13 protein-coding genes are annotated in these 16,822 nt (G+C 59.1%); 4 read left to right on the plus strand and 9 right to left on the minus strand.

Annotated elements, in window-relative coordinates:
• Position 1: 1 nt before the first annotated feature.
• Positions 2–1,363, minus strand: a complete 1,362-nt coding sequence (locus AC0L8N_RS05755; protein ID WP_473666616.1) for a YcjF family protein — start codon at positions 1,361–1,363, stop codon at positions 2–4.
• Positions 1,290–2,789 carry a GTPase gene (locus tag AC0L8N_RS05760; protein WP_473666617.1) on the minus strand — a complete coding sequence of 500 codons (1,500 nt, stop codon included), beginning with the start codon at positions 2,787–2,789 and terminating at the stop codon, positions 1,290–1,292. The genes AC0L8N_RS05755 and AC0L8N_RS05760 overlap by 74 nt, the downstream gene beginning before the upstream one ends.
• A gap of 248 nt (positions 2,790–3,037) precedes the next feature.
• On the opposite strand from AC0L8N_RS05760, the gene AC0L8N_RS05765 reads away from it, so the two are divergent.
• From AC0L8N_RS05765 to AC0L8N_RS05775, 3 genes are all read left to right on the plus strand, one after another.
• Entirely contained in the window at positions 3,038–3,625 is a 588-nt protein-coding gene (locus tag AC0L8N_RS05765) for a hypothetical protein (RefSeq protein WP_473666618.1), read from the plus strand.
• Positions 3,626–3,696: 71 nt separating this feature from the next.
• Complete coding sequence (gene mtgA / locus AC0L8N_RS05770) at positions 3,697–4,401, plus strand: monofunctional biosynthetic peptidoglycan transglycosylase (RefSeq protein WP_473670055.1); 705 nt, start codon at positions 3,697–3,699, stop codon at positions 4,399–4,401.
• A 54-nt stretch (positions 4,402–4,455) separates the two neighbouring features.
• Positions 4,456–6,141, plus strand: coding sequence for an amidohydrolase (locus AC0L8N_RS05775; RefSeq protein ID WP_473666619.1), 1,686 nt, complete (start codon positions 4,456–4,458; stop codon positions 6,139–6,141).
• Between the two features lie 9 nt (positions 6,142–6,150).
• Here AC0L8N_RS05775 and AC0L8N_RS05780 read toward each other — a convergent pair whose 3' ends face one another.
• From AC0L8N_RS05780 to AC0L8N_RS05795, 4 genes are all read right to left on the minus strand, one after another.
• Entirely contained in the window at positions 6,151–7,326 is a 1,176-nt protein-coding gene (locus AC0L8N_RS05780; protein WP_473666620.1) for a DmpA family aminopeptidase, read from the minus strand.
• A 408-nt stretch (positions 7,327–7,734) separates the two neighbouring features.
• Entirely contained in the window at positions 7,735–8,121 is a 387-nt protein-coding gene (locus AC0L8N_RS05785) for a DUF3703 domain-containing protein (protein ID WP_473666621.1), read from the minus strand.
• Positions 8,122–8,167: 46 nt separating this feature from the next.
• Positions 8,168–8,647: a methyltransferase family protein gene (locus tag AC0L8N_RS05790; RefSeq protein ID WP_473666622.1), complete on the minus strand. Its 480-nt coding sequence runs from the start codon at positions 8,645–8,647 to the stop codon at positions 8,168–8,170.
• Between the two features lie 25 nt (positions 8,648–8,672).
• On the minus strand, positions 8,673–8,981 hold the full coding sequence (locus tag AC0L8N_RS05795) for a DUF1272 domain-containing protein (RefSeq protein ID WP_473666623.1): 309 nt from the start codon (positions 8,979–8,981) through the stop codon (positions 8,673–8,675).
• 190 nt (positions 8,982–9,171) lie between these two features.
• On the opposite strand from AC0L8N_RS05795, the gene AC0L8N_RS05800 reads away from it, so the two are divergent.
• Positions 9,172–10,608, plus strand: a complete 1,437-nt coding sequence (locus AC0L8N_RS05800) for a hypothetical protein (protein ID WP_473666624.1) — start codon at positions 9,172–9,174, stop codon at positions 10,606–10,608.
• Between the two features lie 122 nt (positions 10,609–10,730).
• On the opposite strand, the gene AC0L8N_RS05805 is transcribed toward AC0L8N_RS05800, so the two are convergent.
• From AC0L8N_RS05805 to AC0L8N_RS05815, 3 genes are all read right to left on the minus strand, one after another.
• Positions 10,731–14,690, minus strand: a complete 3,960-nt coding sequence (locus tag AC0L8N_RS05805; protein WP_473666626.1) for a VWA domain-containing protein — start codon at positions 14,688–14,690, stop codon at positions 10,731–10,733.
• On the minus strand, positions 14,671–16,107 hold the full coding sequence (locus tag AC0L8N_RS05810) for a hypothetical protein (protein WP_473666627.1): 1,437 nt from the start codon (positions 16,105–16,107) through the stop codon (positions 14,671–14,673). The genes AC0L8N_RS05805 and AC0L8N_RS05810 overlap by 20 nt, the downstream gene beginning before the upstream one ends.
• Before the next feature lie 380 nt (positions 16,108–16,487).
• Complete coding sequence (locus AC0L8N_RS05815) at positions 16,488–16,688, minus strand: hypothetical protein (protein WP_473666628.1); 201 nt, start codon at positions 16,686–16,688, stop codon at positions 16,488–16,490.
• Between the last annotated feature and the right edge of the window lie 134 nt (positions 16,689–16,822).

A 16,822-nucleotide genomic window follows, 5' to 3' on the forward strand; every position in this document is an offset into this window, starting at 1 on the left:
GTCAACTCGCCGCCATGCCAAGCCGCTCGCGTATGTCGCGGCGCGCTTCCTGGAGTACCGACTCCTTGCTCAGGCTGTCGAGGATTTCGCTGACCACCTGTTTCGGTCCGCCATCGCCCCACGACTTGCCTTTGGACAAATACTCCCCCGCGACCCGCCCGACGAGGTAGGTGCTGTACCACGCGATCGCACCCTGGGCTGTCGCGGTCAGTATCGTCGACAAACCCAGCGTACCGACTTTCAGTGCGCTGGAAAGCAGGTGCAGGGCCCAAACGGTCCCCATCAGCGCCGCCGCCTCAGCCGCAATCACGGCGACCAGCGAACCGGCCTCGCGGCGTGACAACGGCAGGCCGTACACACGGGACAAATGCATCACCATGCCGACATCGATGAACGCGGCGGCAAACAAATCCGCAACAGGCACCGGGTTGAAGGCCACCGCCACGCCTTTACCAATGCAATACGTGCGCACGAGGCGATCCGCGATCTCGCGTCGTGCTTCGAGTATCCGTCGTCCAACCTGGTCGCTCAGGTTTGCGGCGAACAAACTCGCGTTCAGCGCAACCAGTGTCATACCCTCGGCTTCCACTATTTCCCAGAGTCGCAGGCGCAGTTCTTCGATCATCGGTTCACGGGCGCGCGAACTTTTTGTCTCGTTGCCGGCTGCGTCAATCTCGACGACCTGTTGCGCGCGCGGCTCAGCCGCCACGGCCAGCACATGTTGCGCGGGCACGATACCTGCGCACTTCTTGCGTATCGCGTTTAACAGACTTGCCGCTTCGTCGGCGGTGTACAGATCGCGCTTGTTCAGCGCGACGAGCACGGGACGACCGGTTTCAACTATCGTTCGCAATGCCTGCAGTTCCGTGTCGGTAATGTCACCGTCGAGTACAAAGATCACGAGGTCTGCACGTGCTGCCGCTTCGCGCGCGATGCGTTCGCGATCTTCACCGCCTGCTTCGTCGAGGCCTGGCGTATCGATCAGAAAAACCCCGCCCGCACTGACCTCATTCCACTCCGCCATTGAGGAGTGGCGGGTTTCGCCGTGCAAGGGACTGGACGCGAAGCGCGTCTCACCGATCAACGCATTGAGCAGCGACGACTTGCCAGTACTGACCCGACCAACCGCAGCAATGTGCAAGTGACCGTGCTCGAGCTTATCGAGCATCGCCTGCACCTCGGCATAGTCGTGCGCCAGCGATTCACGCACACCGGGCGGCAGGCGCGAGTCGTCGATCAGTTCGGTTAGTGATTCGCGGGCGAGCGTCAGGTGGCGAGAGCCGTTGTTGTCAGTCTCCGCTACGCTCTTTTTCGGAGAGCGCAATCCCGACAACTTGCTTAACACCCGCTTGAATATGCTCACCAATATTGTCCTCAAAGGCCTTCGCCGCCACATCCGGCTGCAATTCGCCGTGCTGCTGCAGGGTCAGTATGAGACTTCTGCCCAGCGCGTCGAATATCAAACCGTAGGCTACCGCATGAACCAGACCACCGGCGACCGTACCGATACCCGGGAATGCCTTCAGGCCATTGCCCGCCACGGCCAGCGACAGCGGCAAAGCCCGGCCTACCCGGCTCTGACTCAGGCTAAGGAACTCCTCGACATCCAGGTCGCGCGGTGCCGCACCGTACAGGCGGCACAGTTCCCGCGTCATGGTCGTACCGATGTAACCCTGGATGATGACGTCGGTACCGGGACTGACTGCCGCCAGCGCCCCAATGACCGCCTTGCGTGTTGAGTTGCGCGTAATTTGTTCGGCGCGCTGCTCGCGATATCGCGCCTCCGCTTCCGCGAGCTTGCCGGCCGCCAGCCGAAACACGGCGCGGTCGCGACGGCTATCAATAGCGCTCGACTCGCGTTCCATGAGCTGGTTGATCGCCACGACCAGCACGCCAACGTCGGCGGGGCGTTGCCGGCGCGTTGTCAGCTCAGTGCCGTCAGCGTGTTTTTCGATGACCTCGGTTTCACCACCGGCCGACACGGCCACTACCTGGTCGCGCGCCCATTCGCCACCGAGTTCTTCCACGTACTGCAACAAACGCGCGATGAGCTGCGCCTGTTCGGCCGCGTCGTACCGGTCGGATTTGTTCAACACCAGGATCAGCGGCTTGCCTATCGCAAGCAGTCGCTCCAGTGCCTGCTTTTCTGCCCGGGTCAGATCCCCGTCGGTCACGAACAACACGATCTGCGCCCGCTGTGCTTCTTCTTCGGCGACCCGGTCCAACCCGTCGGCTGTACCGCCGGTACCGGGCACGTCGGTCAACAGAACTTCGTTGCCTGCGCTGTTGGTCCAGCGGTAATGCTGTATGTCGAAAGTCGAACCGCCAACCGCACTGACCGCCACGTTCGCATCGGGGATCAACGCCCGAACCAGCGAACTCTTACCGGTACTGATTTCACCAAAAAAACACAAATGCACATGACCGGCCGCTTGACGCGATGCCAGCTCATCGAGCTCGGCGCGTGCGGCCTGGGTGTCCACACCACTGGCGTCCGCCGCACGCAATCGTGCTTCGATTTCTTCGCGCGTCAACGGAACGTTCTGCGACGAATTCTTTTTGCGAGGCTGACGTTTAACCACCAGCCGAACCATGAACCAGATCGCCGCGACGATCAGCGCAACCACGACGAATACGTAACCGTAGAGCAGCAGCCGCGGTCCTTCGAGCAGACGGTCCCAGACGTTCAGCGCCGATTCGGTGACGAACAACAGGGCCGCCAGCGCGATAAGGAACACCAGCAGGATCAGGAAGCCTAGCCCCAGGCGAATGAATCTATCAAGCGTCATGGGCGCAGAGACTGCCCGAAAATCAGCAACATAGGAAGCGAAAAGCGGTCCGCCGGACAACCCAACTGTCGCGGAAAAGAGACAGTATATTGTTGATTTTTTTATAAATAACAGCAAACTTCGCGCCCACTTCGGGACTCTAAGGGTAACGAAGAGCGACAGCCTGTTTCGAAATCACTGCCCGGGCGTGCGTGACGCAAGGTGCGGCTGATCAATAAGCAATAATCACGCATAGGAGATAACTAAGGATGAACAAACGACTTGGGCAAACAGTCGTGCTGGCAACAGCAGCAACGTTGTTCGCAGGCGTTGCAAACGCTGAACTCAACTACGACTACCTCGAGCTGCGTTACGTTGATGCAGAGCTGGACGCTGGCAGCAGTGATGTTGACGGAGACGGCTTCGAATTTGGCGGTTCCTACAAGATCGCGGACAACTGGCACTTGTTTGGCAGCTACGAAACGCTGGACTTCAGCGGCGTTGACGTCAATGCATTGCAGATAGGTGGTGGTTACATGACGGCCATTTCTGCCGACACTGATCTCGTCGCACGTGTGTCGTACATCGACGGCGAAGTTGAGTCAGGCGGCGCCGATTTTGACGACAGCGGTTTCGGTCTGTCGGCTGGCTTCCGGCGCATGTTCACGCCGGAATTCGAAGGTCGGATTTTCGTCAACTACGCCGACCTTGACGAATCCGGCAGTGACACCACGCTGGAACTGGCGGGTGACTACCACTTCAATAACCAGTTCGCCGCCGGCCTGTCGCTGGATTTCGGTGACGATGCAACCTCATGGAGCATCGGCGGTCGTTACTTCTTCGGTGCACGCCGTTAAGTAATACTCGCAATGACCGGCGACCTTACGGGTCGCCGGTCTTTTTTTTTGGCCTGACTGAAACGCAACGGATACCTGTATTGGCACCCAGAAAGAAACCTCGCCGTCCTTTCTTACGTTACCTGCTGGCCGCACTGCTGGCAGTGATCGTCGCGAGCGTACTGTTGGTACTGCCCTTGCGCTGGGTCGCGCCTGCCACCTCGGCGTTCATGCTGCAGGACCAGAGTGGCCGGGTGCCGGTCGCGTGGCAATGGAGTGACTGGGATGCGATCAGTTCGCAGGCAGCACTCGCGGTGGTCGCCGCCGAAGATCAAAAATTCTCTGACCATGCCGGCTTCGACGTCGACTCAATACTGAACTCTGTGGAATCACGGCGCGACGGTGGACGCTTGCGTGGCGCATCAACCATCAGCCAGCAGGTCGCGAAAAATTTATGGCTATGGCCAGGCCGCAATTTTGTGCGCAAGGGTCTTGAAGCATGGCTGACCGTGTTCGTAGAACTGTGCCTGCCGAAGCGCCGCATTCTGGAAATCTACCTGAACATCGCCGAGCTCGGCCCTGGCGTGTACGGCGTGGAAGCCGCCAGCCGCGCGTATTTCGGCAAACCAGCCGCCGCGCTCAACCGGCCTGAAGCCGCGCTGCTGGCTGCCGTACTGCCCAGCCCGAGAAACTACAATGCCCGCCAGCCGTCGGCCTATGTCCGTAACCGGCAACAATGGATCATCACGCAAATGGCTCGCCTTGAACGGGAGGGTTGGCTGACAACGCTGAACTGAGGTGACCCGCGGAGTACACTGCGCACAGCAGAACTCATCTGACCGGGGGAACCCATGCAGCAACGAATCCGCAGTTCGTTCGCAATCTTAATAAGCACCGCAGTACTCGTCGTCTCGTTGGCCGCGTGCAGCAAGTCTGCCGATACGCCCGCGGCCGCTACCCTGGTCGTTCGCAATGCCATTGTCTGGACAGGCGACCCGAATAAACCATGGGCCGAAGCCATCGCCAGTCGCGGCGAGGATATCGTGGCCGTCGGTACAGACGCCAACGTCGAACCGTTCATCAACGAATCAACGGAAGTGATCGACGCCAACGGCGCGATGCTGGTGCCCGGCTTTATCGACACCCACGTGCATTTCGCCGACGGCGGCTCCAGCCTCGCCTCCGTGCAACTGCGAGACGCAAAAACACCGGCAGAATTCACGCGCCGCATCGGCGCATTCGCGAAAACAGTGCGACCCGGTGAATGGCTGCTGGACGGCAACTGGGATCACGAAAACTGGGGCGGCGAACTGCCGACGCGCGAGTGGATCGATGCCGTAACGCCTGACAACCCGGTGTGGCTCTTTCGGCTCGACGGCCACATGGCGCTCGCCAATTCGCTGGCACTGAAGCTGGCCGGTGTTGATGCCGACACGCCCGATATCGACGGCGGCACCATCGTCCGCGATGCCGACGGCTACCCGACCGGCGTACTCAAAGACAACGCGATGCCGCTGGTCATGGCGGCGGTGCCGGCACCCGGCAATGAACTCATGGATCGCCAGATCGAAGCGGCGATGCAATACGTTGCCGCGCAGGGCGTGACCACCGTCCATGACATGGCGAGCTGGACGTCACTCGCCAGCTACCGCCGCCTGAAGGCGGCCGGCAAACTTCAGACCCGCGTTTATTCTGTCGTGCCATTGAGCGAATGGGCACAGTTACGCGATGAGGTGGCAAAGAACGGCCGTGGCGATGACTGGCTTCGCATCGGCGGTTTGAAGGGCTTCATGGACGGTTCGCTCGGCTCGCACACCGCTGCGATGCTGGAACCGTTTACGAACGCGCCGGAGGAGCGCGGCTTTCTGATCAACACGCTGGACGATATGCGGCAATGGGTCAGCGATGCTGATGACGCCGGCTTGCAGATCATGGTGCACGCGATCGGTGACAGCGCCATACGCGACCTGCTCGACATCTACCTCGATGTAACAGATGCGAAAGGCCCTCGCGACCGGCGCCTGCGCATAGAACACGCGCAACACATACACCCGAACGACCTGCCACGTTTCGCCGCGCAGGACATCATCGCCAGCATGCAGCCTTACCATGCAATTGACGACGGACGCTGGGCCGAGAAAGTGATCGGCGCAGAGCGTTCTGCAACCACCTACGCGTTTCGCAGCCTGCTCGATTCAAACGCTCACCTGGCGTTCGGCAGCGACTGGCCGGTTGCACCGGCTGAACCGCTGCTCGGTATCTACGCGGCGGTTTCCCGGCAAACACTCGACGGCGCCAACCCCGGCGGCTGGACACCGGAGCAAAAGATCACGGTCGAGGAAGCATTGCGCGCCTACACCACTGAAGCGGCTTACAGTTCGTTCGAGGAAAACCGCAAGGGCACGCTCGCGCCGGGCATGCTGGCCGACTTCGTGCTGCTTGACCGGAACCTGACCGCCATACCACCGGAAGACATACGCAACGCCAAAGTGCTGCGTACCGTCGTCGGCGGTAAGACAGTTTACGAAGGTCCGTAGCGCCGGCCGCTAGTCGGGCACCGGGTTCAGGCGGTTGTGCTCGGCGAGTACGCGCTGCAGTTCTGCATGATTGATCGCACGTACGGTGTGACCTTTATGGCCAGTCATGTCGCGTCCCGCGATCATCGCATTGATGATGGCTTCTTCGGTCGCTTCTACTGTTGCCTGGAAGAACGGACTGATGTTCTCGTTTGATACGGTGCTGACCTGCTTGATGGGCCCCGACTGGCTGGCGGCCTCATTGGCGGTCGAAAATGCTACAAAAATATCGCCGGAGCCATTACTCGCGATTCCGCCATTACGTGCCAAACCCAGTGCCGCGCGTTTTACTACGCGCTTCAGCTGATGTGGCAGCAATGGCGCATCGGTAGCGACCACGATAATGATGGAACCCAGTTCGCGCGGCCCGCCCGGCATCGCGGCGTAGGCCCGATCGCTCGTCAGGAATTTGCCAACCGGCACACCCGCAATTCGCAGCGTGTCACGCAATCCGTAGTTCGCCTGCACCAGCACACCGACGGTGAAATGACCATCGTCCACGTCCAGCGTGCGCGACGCGGAGCCTGTGCCGCATTTGAACTCGTGGCAGGTCATTCCGGTACCGCCGCCCACGTTGCCCTCGGGCACGGGACCGCCTTTGGCGGAACGCAGCGCGCTGAACACGTGCTCTGCGCGCACATGAAAGCCATTGATATCGTTCAAAAATCCGTCCCAGGTTTCCGCGACGACCGGCAATGACCACCAGTAGCCACTGTCGTCCGGGCTGCCCTGCTCGACACGCCAGCGGATCGCGGCTTCGTGCACCGTACCCACGCTGTGGGTGTTAGTGATCAGCACCGGACCTTCCAGAAAACCGGATTCTTCAACCCAGGTTGTGCCGGTCATTTCGCCGTTACCGTTCAGCGCAAACCAGGCTGCGAACACGGGCTTCTGACTGGTCGCTTCGCCGCGCGGCAGGATCGCAGTAACGCCCGTGCGCACAGCGACGCCCTCTTCCGGGTCAGCGATGATGGTGTGCACACCGACTGTCACACCGGCCACGTCAGTGATCGCGTTCAACGGACCGGGTTTACCGTCGAAGGGAATACCAAGATCGCGGGCGCGTGGCGCATCATCTGCAGCGCTAGCAGGCAGCGCTGCGCACGACATTAAGGCCATGAAAAAACCGAGTCTGACGAGTTGCATAATTCCCCCGAAACTTTGGAATAGTGAAGTTGCGTCCATGATACCGGCAAAACCCGAGACAACGTCGAGCGGATAAACGGCGCTGTTGAAAACAACGACGGGAGAGTTCGTCGATAGCGGGCGAGCAACGCCGTTCGTTCGCACAGAAAGCGAGTGTTCGGCGCATCGGAACGTCGGGCGGCGACGGACACATTCTCAAAATCAATATCAGCATCCGTTCAGGCGATCGGCCAATTGCGCATTCCGGGAGTAAACAGGCAGGGCTTTCGCAGTCCCGATTCGGCACAACAGCGCGCTCGACTGGAGCGCTGGCAGTCGACGAATACGCACCCTTTGGTCGTCGGGCTCACTCTCAATTCCGGACTCGGTGCAGCAGCGCGTTCAAGCGCAGCGACGCAACGACTCCTATTAGTCAGCCCGGTTCCGACGGTCTTTGCGGTCAGTCATCGCCCGCGTGAGAATGTCCCGGTGCGCGTCACTGATCGGCATCGCTTTGAACGGATTGACGTTAGCACCGCCGGTGTTGCCATGCGGCACGAGACCGATGCCCGTCTTTGTTGCTGCCCCGACGATACGCAACAGCTGACCGGCGATTTCCCGTACGTCGCGGCGCTTGATGGCCCACTGCAGCATTCGCACGTGCACGAGCGTGTGCAACCGGGTGGAAGCCTGACCCAACACGTGCGCTGATTCGAGATGCCTGAATGCTGCCTCGGCCTCGCCCTGTTCCAGCAGCCCGGCAGCAGCGTGCAACTCGGACTCTACGAACGGCTGGATATTCCGGGAAAATGACATAGCGATATCTCCTTAGTGTCAGGCAGAGATCGAAACCGCCGCACTCCTACAGCCAGCGACGAACCCGGGATTTGTACGCAAGGTATTCCTTACCGAATGTCTTCTCAAGGTAGTCCTCTTCCGGCCGGATGGCAGCGAGCCACAGGCCCCAGGCCACCAGCGGCGTCAGCATGATCGTCCACAGGCTCATCAACGCGATGCCAACACCAAGACAAACCAGCACCATCTGCAGGTACATCGGGTTGCGGGTAACTGCGAACGGCCCGCGTTCTTCAATGTTGGGTGTTGGTCGCCACGGGTTGGCACTTTGGCCGCTTTTCCTGAACAGCAAGAAGGGCCAGAGCCCCAGCAGCAGAATAGCGCAGACGATGACCGCGCCGCCGATAAAGTAACGTTCCGGCACCGCAATCGACCAGCCTGACGACAGCGGCACGTAACGGTCAAGAACGTAGCCGGCGATGATGGCAATCAACGGAATACCCGGCGGAAAAAACTTCACCTTTGCTGCATCGGCCTGTTCATTCATCGGGTGACTCCGGCTGTGTGGCTCTCTAGCGCTCTTCGGGCGGCAAATGCCGAATGTTTTCCACGAATACCGCGTGCTCGGCGGGATCAACCGGTCGATGCCGGACTTCTGTGCTCGCCGGATCGTTGCCAAGGTAGTTATTGCGCCGCCAGTTTATCGCCGGACGAATCGGCCGTTGCACAAAGCCACCGCCGCAATTGGGGCAGACGTTTTTGAGTATGCCGTCCACGCAGGTAGCGCAAAACGTGCACTCGTAGGTGCAAATGCGTGCTTCCAGTGAATCTGGCGGGAGAGGTTTGTTGCAATTCTCACAACTGGGACGAAGTTCGAGCACGTGCGATCTCCTCGTCTAAAACGGTAGTTTCAGTTATAGCGTTGCCAGGAGCAACACCGTGCATATTCTACTTTACGACTAACACCGGCTCCGACAACCAACGACTCCAGCAGCACGTTACCGCGTTTCTCCGGTAAAAAAGAACATTGTTCGCTAAACTGCGAATTGCTGATACTCGGAGGACTGCGAAATGAATGTACCTGGCTCACTGAAACGTCGCTGTCGAACGTCCTGCTGGGCTGTGCTTTTGCTGTTGCCGACCCTGTCCGCGTCTGCGGCAACAATCACCAACACTGATCGCAACCTGAATATTCGCGTAGACGATGCACGCGAATTCGACGGTGGTACGCGCTTGCTGTATCACACGATGCCTGACATCACCCAGGCGCATGTCAGTGAAAAATGTGCGACTAACTTTTACACCGTCGATCTCAAGCCGGAACTAGCCAACGTAAAACCGCAAGCACTCGCCGAAAACTACTGCGCATACACCGGATTTACCGGAACGATCACCGACTCCGGTGACGTAGTGATTGTTGCCAATGACCGGGTTGAAACCTGGCGTCCCGGCATCGGCAACATCGGCATTTGGGAGTTATCCGCAAGTGAATGGGACGCTGGCTACGGGCGTACTGTGAATTCCGACAACATCATTTACGACGTAAGCCACAACGGCGAACTGCTGGTCTGGCGGATGCTGCCGCGAAAGAGAAATGACACGACCTCACCATCCGGCACGGTTGTACGTTTCACTGCGAATGGTGAGCCGCTCTGGAAAAAGGAACTGCACACGCCTGACGTTTTGCTGGGTGTCACAAAACTCTGGGCCTCTGCGGACGGTGGCGCGCTGTTACTCGTCGCTGCATCGCCACTCAAAGGCGGTCAACTGGCCGATGTCGAGCCTCCGGCAGGCTCGGTCGTCGGACAGCAAGACAGGCTCTACCGCGTGGATTCCACCGGCACGATTGTGGGTCAGATTGCCCTGACAACCAACAAGATGCCGGACCCGTCAAAGCCAATGGAGATGCCTGACCTCAGCACGATCGGTAGCGACCCTGATGCGTTCAAAGCGATACTGGAACGTCAGCAGTCCATGTCACAGATCGAAAATGTAGATCAGATTGCAGCACGCGCGAGCGCTGACGGTCGGGTGCATGTTCTGTTCAGGCGTGGCAGTAGTGACAAGGCACGCAAGGGAACCGCGTACCTCGCCTCTCAGTCCGATGGCACGTTTTCCGATGAATTTTCTTTGCAGCCTGCGCTGGATAACCAACAGCTACGAACCTGGGTCGACTTCGACTACAAAGACCAGAACGTGCTCCTGTACGGCGTAACAGGAACACGTGCCAATCGATTGCCGCAGGGTTACATCAGTCAGGTTGATTCAAAAACAGGTAACGTTCGAACACAGCTTGTGCCGCTCAACCCGATGGGGCTGCAGGAAGCACGCAATGCCCGTGACGAGGAAGTGCAGAACCTGGAACACAATCCCAGTCAGGACGCCGTCATGCTCAGCTCATTGAACGGCAAGCCGCTACTGATTTCCCTGACTCGAATGGCGAAACGTCCGACGATTCAAGTCGATGAAGGCACTGCTGCGCTGCCCGCGTACGACCCGGCGCAGTAATCACGCTTGTCCGGCCACATACCGGCAACGCGTTACTTATTGCACTTGGCACAACAACAAGCGATCCATGGCCGGGTTACACCAGCCCGGCCAGCGACTGCTCACATGAGCAGTCGCATCGGTTATTCCAGCACGACGTTCTTGCCTGCCGCGATCTCAACCCGGTCATACGTTCGGGCCGGTGAACTCCGCACCACAACGCGGTAATAACCCTGCGCAAGCTCCAACGCTGCACCCCCGACCTGCCCCTCGGCCACCAGCGTACCCGCCTGATCGTAGACGCTGTACGGCACGGTCAGCGCATCCTTGATCGCCGCGCTGAGTCCGGCCTGATCTTTCGCCTGGAAGTAACGACCACCACCGAGTTCTGCCCAGCTTGCGAAGGCGGCTTCCAGTTGTTCGTCGTCAATGGCGAAACCCACCACATTCAGCGTTACATTGATGTCCTTGTCCTGCAGCGCTTGCACGACCGCGGCCGGATCCCCTTCGCAGGTTTCTTCGCCGTCGGTCAGCAGGACAACAATTTTACGGCCACTCACGCCTTTCAGGTCCGACTCGACGGCAGCGAGTGAATCCGCAATCGGCGTCTTCGCCAGATTCATCGCGTTGATGGACTCGATTTGCTTCAGAATGGCAGCAGGCTCAAGCGGGGCCAACGGCACTTCCAGATCGCTGCGGCAAGCATTCGGCTCCTTGTGACCGAACACCCGCAGCGCGACCGGCGTGCCGGATGGAATGTGCTCGGTCACCGCTTCGGCCAGTACTTCCTTGGCAATTGCGATGCGGCGCTTGCCGTCGAGACGTTTGAGCATCGAACCTGATGCATCCAGAATCAATTCGATGGCGGCACCGCCGGTTGAACCGCTGCCGGCAGCGCCGCTGCCGTCGCGAACGCTCAGGCTGCCAGGGCCGGGTGCTTCGATGAATGACAAGCTCGCGTCCAGCGTGTACCCGGCCGGACGACGCAACATCGTGATGGCGCGGTCAAACGCCACTTCCATTTCGCCTTCACTTTTCATGAGGCTGTAATGGCCGCCATTCACGCGCGACCAGTCCTGCATCAGGTCCTGCTCGCGCACCGGGTTGCGCCCGAACGCGCCTTCCGAACCAACACCAAGTGCAAAAATCCGCGGTCGTACTTCACGAAAGGCATCCCACACTGGCGCGTGGAGACCGGTTGCCGCATCCGTAACCATAACAATAGCTTTGGTACCCGCACGGTTCGCCAGCGCCTTGGCCGCCGTGTTAAGGGTTGCCTCGGCCTCGCTGGAACTCTCCTTGCGCGGATAGTCATTAAGTATCGTCTGCAAGATATAAGGCTCGCTGTACCAGTCGCGGGTCAGCAACTGGCCGCCGAACGGCAGCAGGTTGGCGGCATCCCGGCCCGGCACCACGTCTTTCGCATACTCAAGCATCGCGTTGTAGATCACTGGCAGATAGGCACCGACACTCGCGCTGGTATCCCACAGGAACACGACATTGCGCGGCGGTTCTTCAACCTGCAGGAACACGGTTGTACCCGGCTCAACGACAGCTTCCAGCACGTGCAGCTGCGGTGTGGTTTTCGAAGAATTCTGAGTCAACGGGATCTCTGTGCCAGCATTGGTCTCGAGCCGCAGGCGGGTCCGCACAGTCGGATCACCCGCGAGTTTCAAACTGAGGAAGTTTTGTTCAGCCGGGACTTCCAGCCGGTACCAATGCGTATGCTTGCCGAGTAAGACCTGACCGCCCGCCTGCTGTCCCGCCACCAGTGGCGTTGCTTTCGCTTTGGAGTCGTTGCTTGCAGTGACGAACGCCTTGTCGAGTTGCAGCGGCTGCAGTTCTTCGAAAATGGCGGACTGACTCGCGAAACCCCACTCGGTCATGATCGAGCGATAGGTATCGTCGGTCGGCTGTTCGTGAATGCGAATGACATCGGGCAAAACGAAGTTGGTCAGCTCGGCAACGGGCGCGATCGTAAACTTGACGAACCGCGCCCAGGTCGCTTCATCCAGCTGGAACACGGACGGTGTTGTTCCGGCGCTGTGCTGCCACTCACCTAACGAACGCCACGGCCCTATCGGAGAATCTGTACTGACAGAAACCGTGACGTTCGGAATCCTGTCTTCGACGGCCGCTTGCGCTGCATCCAGCCACTCCAGACGGGTGATCTGCGCCGCCCGGTTGTGGTTGAAACCGATCACCCATTCATAAGACTCACCGGCTCGTACCCGCCGGCGTTCGAGTGCGTCGTCCTGTACCAGCAATTTCCGGTCCGTGGTGGATGGCGGTACCGGCCTGGACCACACGGTATGACCGCCGAGCTCGGGGTCGGCGAGGTTATAGCCTTTGCCGTTCGAAATATCCTGACCCGGTACTGCGATGACTTTGAACTCGCCGAGGCTTAACGCCGGACCCGAGGTCCCTTGAAATGAATGCTTCAAAACCAATCGTGCGTAACGCGCGGCCACCGGCTCGTCCAGAACGAAGAACTGCTCGGCTTTGATTGGCAACAATTCGTCGCTCAACACCTGCGTGTAGCTCGTGCCGTCCAACGACAGAAACACGTCAAGGTTCTTAAGGACGCCCTCGGCCGAAGTCATTGCAAGGGCATTCAGCGAGACTCCGGCAACCTCAACAGCTTCGTCGCCAGCCAGGTCTATATCAATATTGATTGAGTGCAAGGCGGTCTGGCCACGGAGTTGCATCCCGGCATTTTTAACAGCCAAGCCATCAAACAGCTCGGCGAAACCCCGACCGACAGCCGTGTCATAGTCGTTCAGCCATTTGGCGCCTAGTGCCGCCCGCGCCACGTTAAGTCCGCCGCGTAGCTCGGTGGGGATTTCAAAGGCTCGATGCGCCCGCACCGGTGGCGCGTCTCTGCTTACCTCGACATCGATCGATGTACTGCCGCGCGAACCGTTATCCGCTACCGACTGCACGGCAAGGTTCACCGGTCTGTCGGCCCATACATCGGGTGGAACGTTGACCGTAACCGCTACCTTTGTAGTTCCGCCTGCCGGCACAGTTGCCTGGCGCGATGCAAACTCGAGTTCCCAGCGCCGGTCACTCGCCGCCGCATTGAGTGTTACTTCGCGCGGCGTGGCACCGCGGTTGGTCAGTTGCAGCTCACCCGTCAAACGCTGGCCAAACTGTCGATAAGCGCTGACCGCATTGCTCTCCACTGTCAGGCCAAGCTCTAATTCGGATGCCGTAATTGTTTGAGCTGCCGGCCCGGATGGGAACGCGACCTCGACGCGATAGGGACCAACGTGATCTATCCGCACATAGGTCTGCTTACCGGCAGGAATTGTTGCGCGCAGCACGCCAGCTTCATTGTCCCATTCGATTGGCACACGGGACGCGTATTCGCGGGTTGCGAGATGCACCTTCGGCCGTTCCTCGGCACTGAAGATCACTGCGGTCGGCGCATCGAATACCGGCAGGCGATACCAGTCGTAATCACGCCAATCCATAGCCACGCCTTCCAGAACGTGATCGGCGGGCAACGGATTTGCAAAATCAATGTTGTCGTTCGGTTCACAATCACTCGAGCAAGCAAAGCGCGGCAAGCGCTCCAGACCGAGTGTGTATTCCGCATCGCTGGGCTGCTTCGCTTCCAACCGGAGGCGGTAGTCGCCCGGCGGGAACAAGCCTTCAAGCACAACCTCTTTGCCGACTTCGGGCTTGTTAAACAGTTTGAAATTGCTGTGATCCCAATAAAGCTGGGCGACGATCGCGCCGTCGACCGGCGGTTGCAGCGTCACGCGGATACGGTCCCAGTTCGCGAGATGAAAACGGTAGTTGTCCTCATCCTGATCGTCATGCAACAGGCCGGTGCGGGTTTGACCAAAGCCGAGTGCGTGCATCCGGCTGGTGTCATCATTCGACTCCATCTCGCCATTGGGATTCGGCGGGCCAATGGGCCGCGCGAGTAAGGTGTAGTCCCCGCCATCGCGTCCCGTCACCCGGAAATGGTGTATACCCGGCAGCAAAAACAGGTTTTCGAGCCGTACCCGCCGCTGCCCCTTGGGTATCCGGTAACGTTGACTCTGGATACCGGCGCCATCGTAATAAGCCAGCTCAAAAGATCTCGTCGCCAATAACCTGGACACGCCAGAGTTGCGGCTCGTCAGTGACCAGCAGCTTGTAGAAGTCCGTGTCATCACCGGTGAAACGACCCTTGATTCGGTTGTTGCCGGGGATAGCAACGGCATTTTCAATTTTGTCGTTCGGCTCGAACTCCGCGCCGTTGACAATGGCACCCTGCTCCACAAGCTGCACTGAATATTCAGCGCCTTCTTGGCCACGCTCAACGACAAAGCCCCAATCGCCAGCATTGAATACCAGGTCCGGAAGCGCTACACCGCCTTCGCTTTCCCGGCATTGCAGCCTCGCTCCCTTATCGCTGGTTATACACAGTGTGAATTTGACGCCCGGTGCGGCATCGAGCTGCAACGCGTACATCGTGTCGGCGGCAGACTCGTCCAGCGTGAAGGTGAAAAAGTCAGACTCGTTGACCTTCGCCATTTTTCCGCTAAGGGGCTGCAGCGGATCGACCCTGTTGGCCAGCCCCCGGTGGTCGTTGGGCTCCGCTTCGGCACCTTCAACGCGCACGCCGGCAGGCCGCGCTTCCATTCTGCGCAAGTAGGCGCCCGGGCTCGCGTTGAGTTCGACGAAATACTTGCCCGGCTCCAGGGTCAGATCCGGGAACGACAGTTTGCCTTTGTCGTCAGTCTTCGCCGTTGCCAACTTGGTGTCATCGGCGGCATAAAGACTGCCACTGGCGGATCGACCAACCGGCACCTGGGCCATCAAGTCCCACTTGGAGAGACTGTGTTTTTCGGTGACGTCGAACTGGTACCAGGAAATCTCGTCGGCCGTTAACAGCGCCAACTGGGTGTCCATTCGAACCTCAAAGGCCTCGTCGCGAGTGGGCAGCGAGTGGACGCCATTCCTGACGTGGGTGGTGTCACCCTCGCGTATCGTTAAGCGATAACCGCCGGGTTGTTCGGCAACCTCGCCCTGGTCGCTGCTGCCAAGCTCGTCAAACTTGATACTGCCCACCGGTGGCCGGAACGCACCTCCCTGAGATTGTCCGGCAAAGGCCACACCGAGCAGGTACTCGCCGGCTTCGAACAACAGGTCTTCGTGTATCGATGGTTGTGAGCCATCGCGCGTGCCCATGGTGAACAAGCGTTCACGCGCAGCGACGTCAACGCCGTTCTCCGCGTACTCAATGCGCATGACTTCGACGATGGTGAGCGCGCCCGGTATGCCCTGCAGTTCGAAGTTCCAGCGCTTGCTGGAGTCGGTGTCAGAAACGCTCCACTCGTAGGCATCCTGATCTTTGCCAACCATCGAGCCGATAAGCACAACTTCTCCGGCCACCTGCACGGCATTGGCAGGCTCATTGTTCGGCTCCGACTCATAGACAGAGGTCTGCGCTGTGACAGCAATTGGCAGACAGGAAACAAACAGGATGAGTGACGCGGAAAGCAGAGGTCGGAACTTGAGCATGAATAAGACTCTCATTCGGCCGTGCGTGTTACGAATGCACGTGAGTACACGGAAACGGGATTATGGAGAATAACAATACTGTCACTGCGATGCAGGGTAACCCAGATTAGAATACGCACAAATTGAACAATCATTCTCAGCGCGGCATGAGACCGCTGAATTCGGTTAATCCGGATCGGTTCAGAGACGAGCGGTCACACGTCTTGAGAATAGCGCTCTGTTAATCCGCGACCTACTGGATGAAACCCGCATTGTTGTACACGGGTGGACCGACTAACTCCGGGCATTGAGCCGGCACCGAGCCCTGTCGTTTCGACAGCCATGCGTGAATCAAATCTGCCTCAAGAACAACACGGATGAATCGATTCCAGCGGCAGTGACTATTTCTTTTTGGCCTCCATTACTGAGCCCAGTCCGGCACCAATCGCAATACCAATACCAATGCCCGCACCGAGGTTGTCAATTGCGAGGCCAAGGCTGACACCCAGTGCGACTCCCATGCCGATACCAATGGCAATGTAAGAGCCACTTGCCGCATCGCCTGCTGCTTTATCGTCGTCCTTATCGTCGCGCTCGGTCATGCCGTCATCTCCGGGGGTTGTGGTCGCCGTCGACCAACAACTGAAAGTATATGCCTCATCGGCCAAATGCCGTTGCAATATCCTGAGCCGATTGGCTGCCGATTTAGAAGAGACTATCGCTGGCTATCATCCCC

The organism is Woeseia sp. D3-10, from assembly GCF_055809415.1.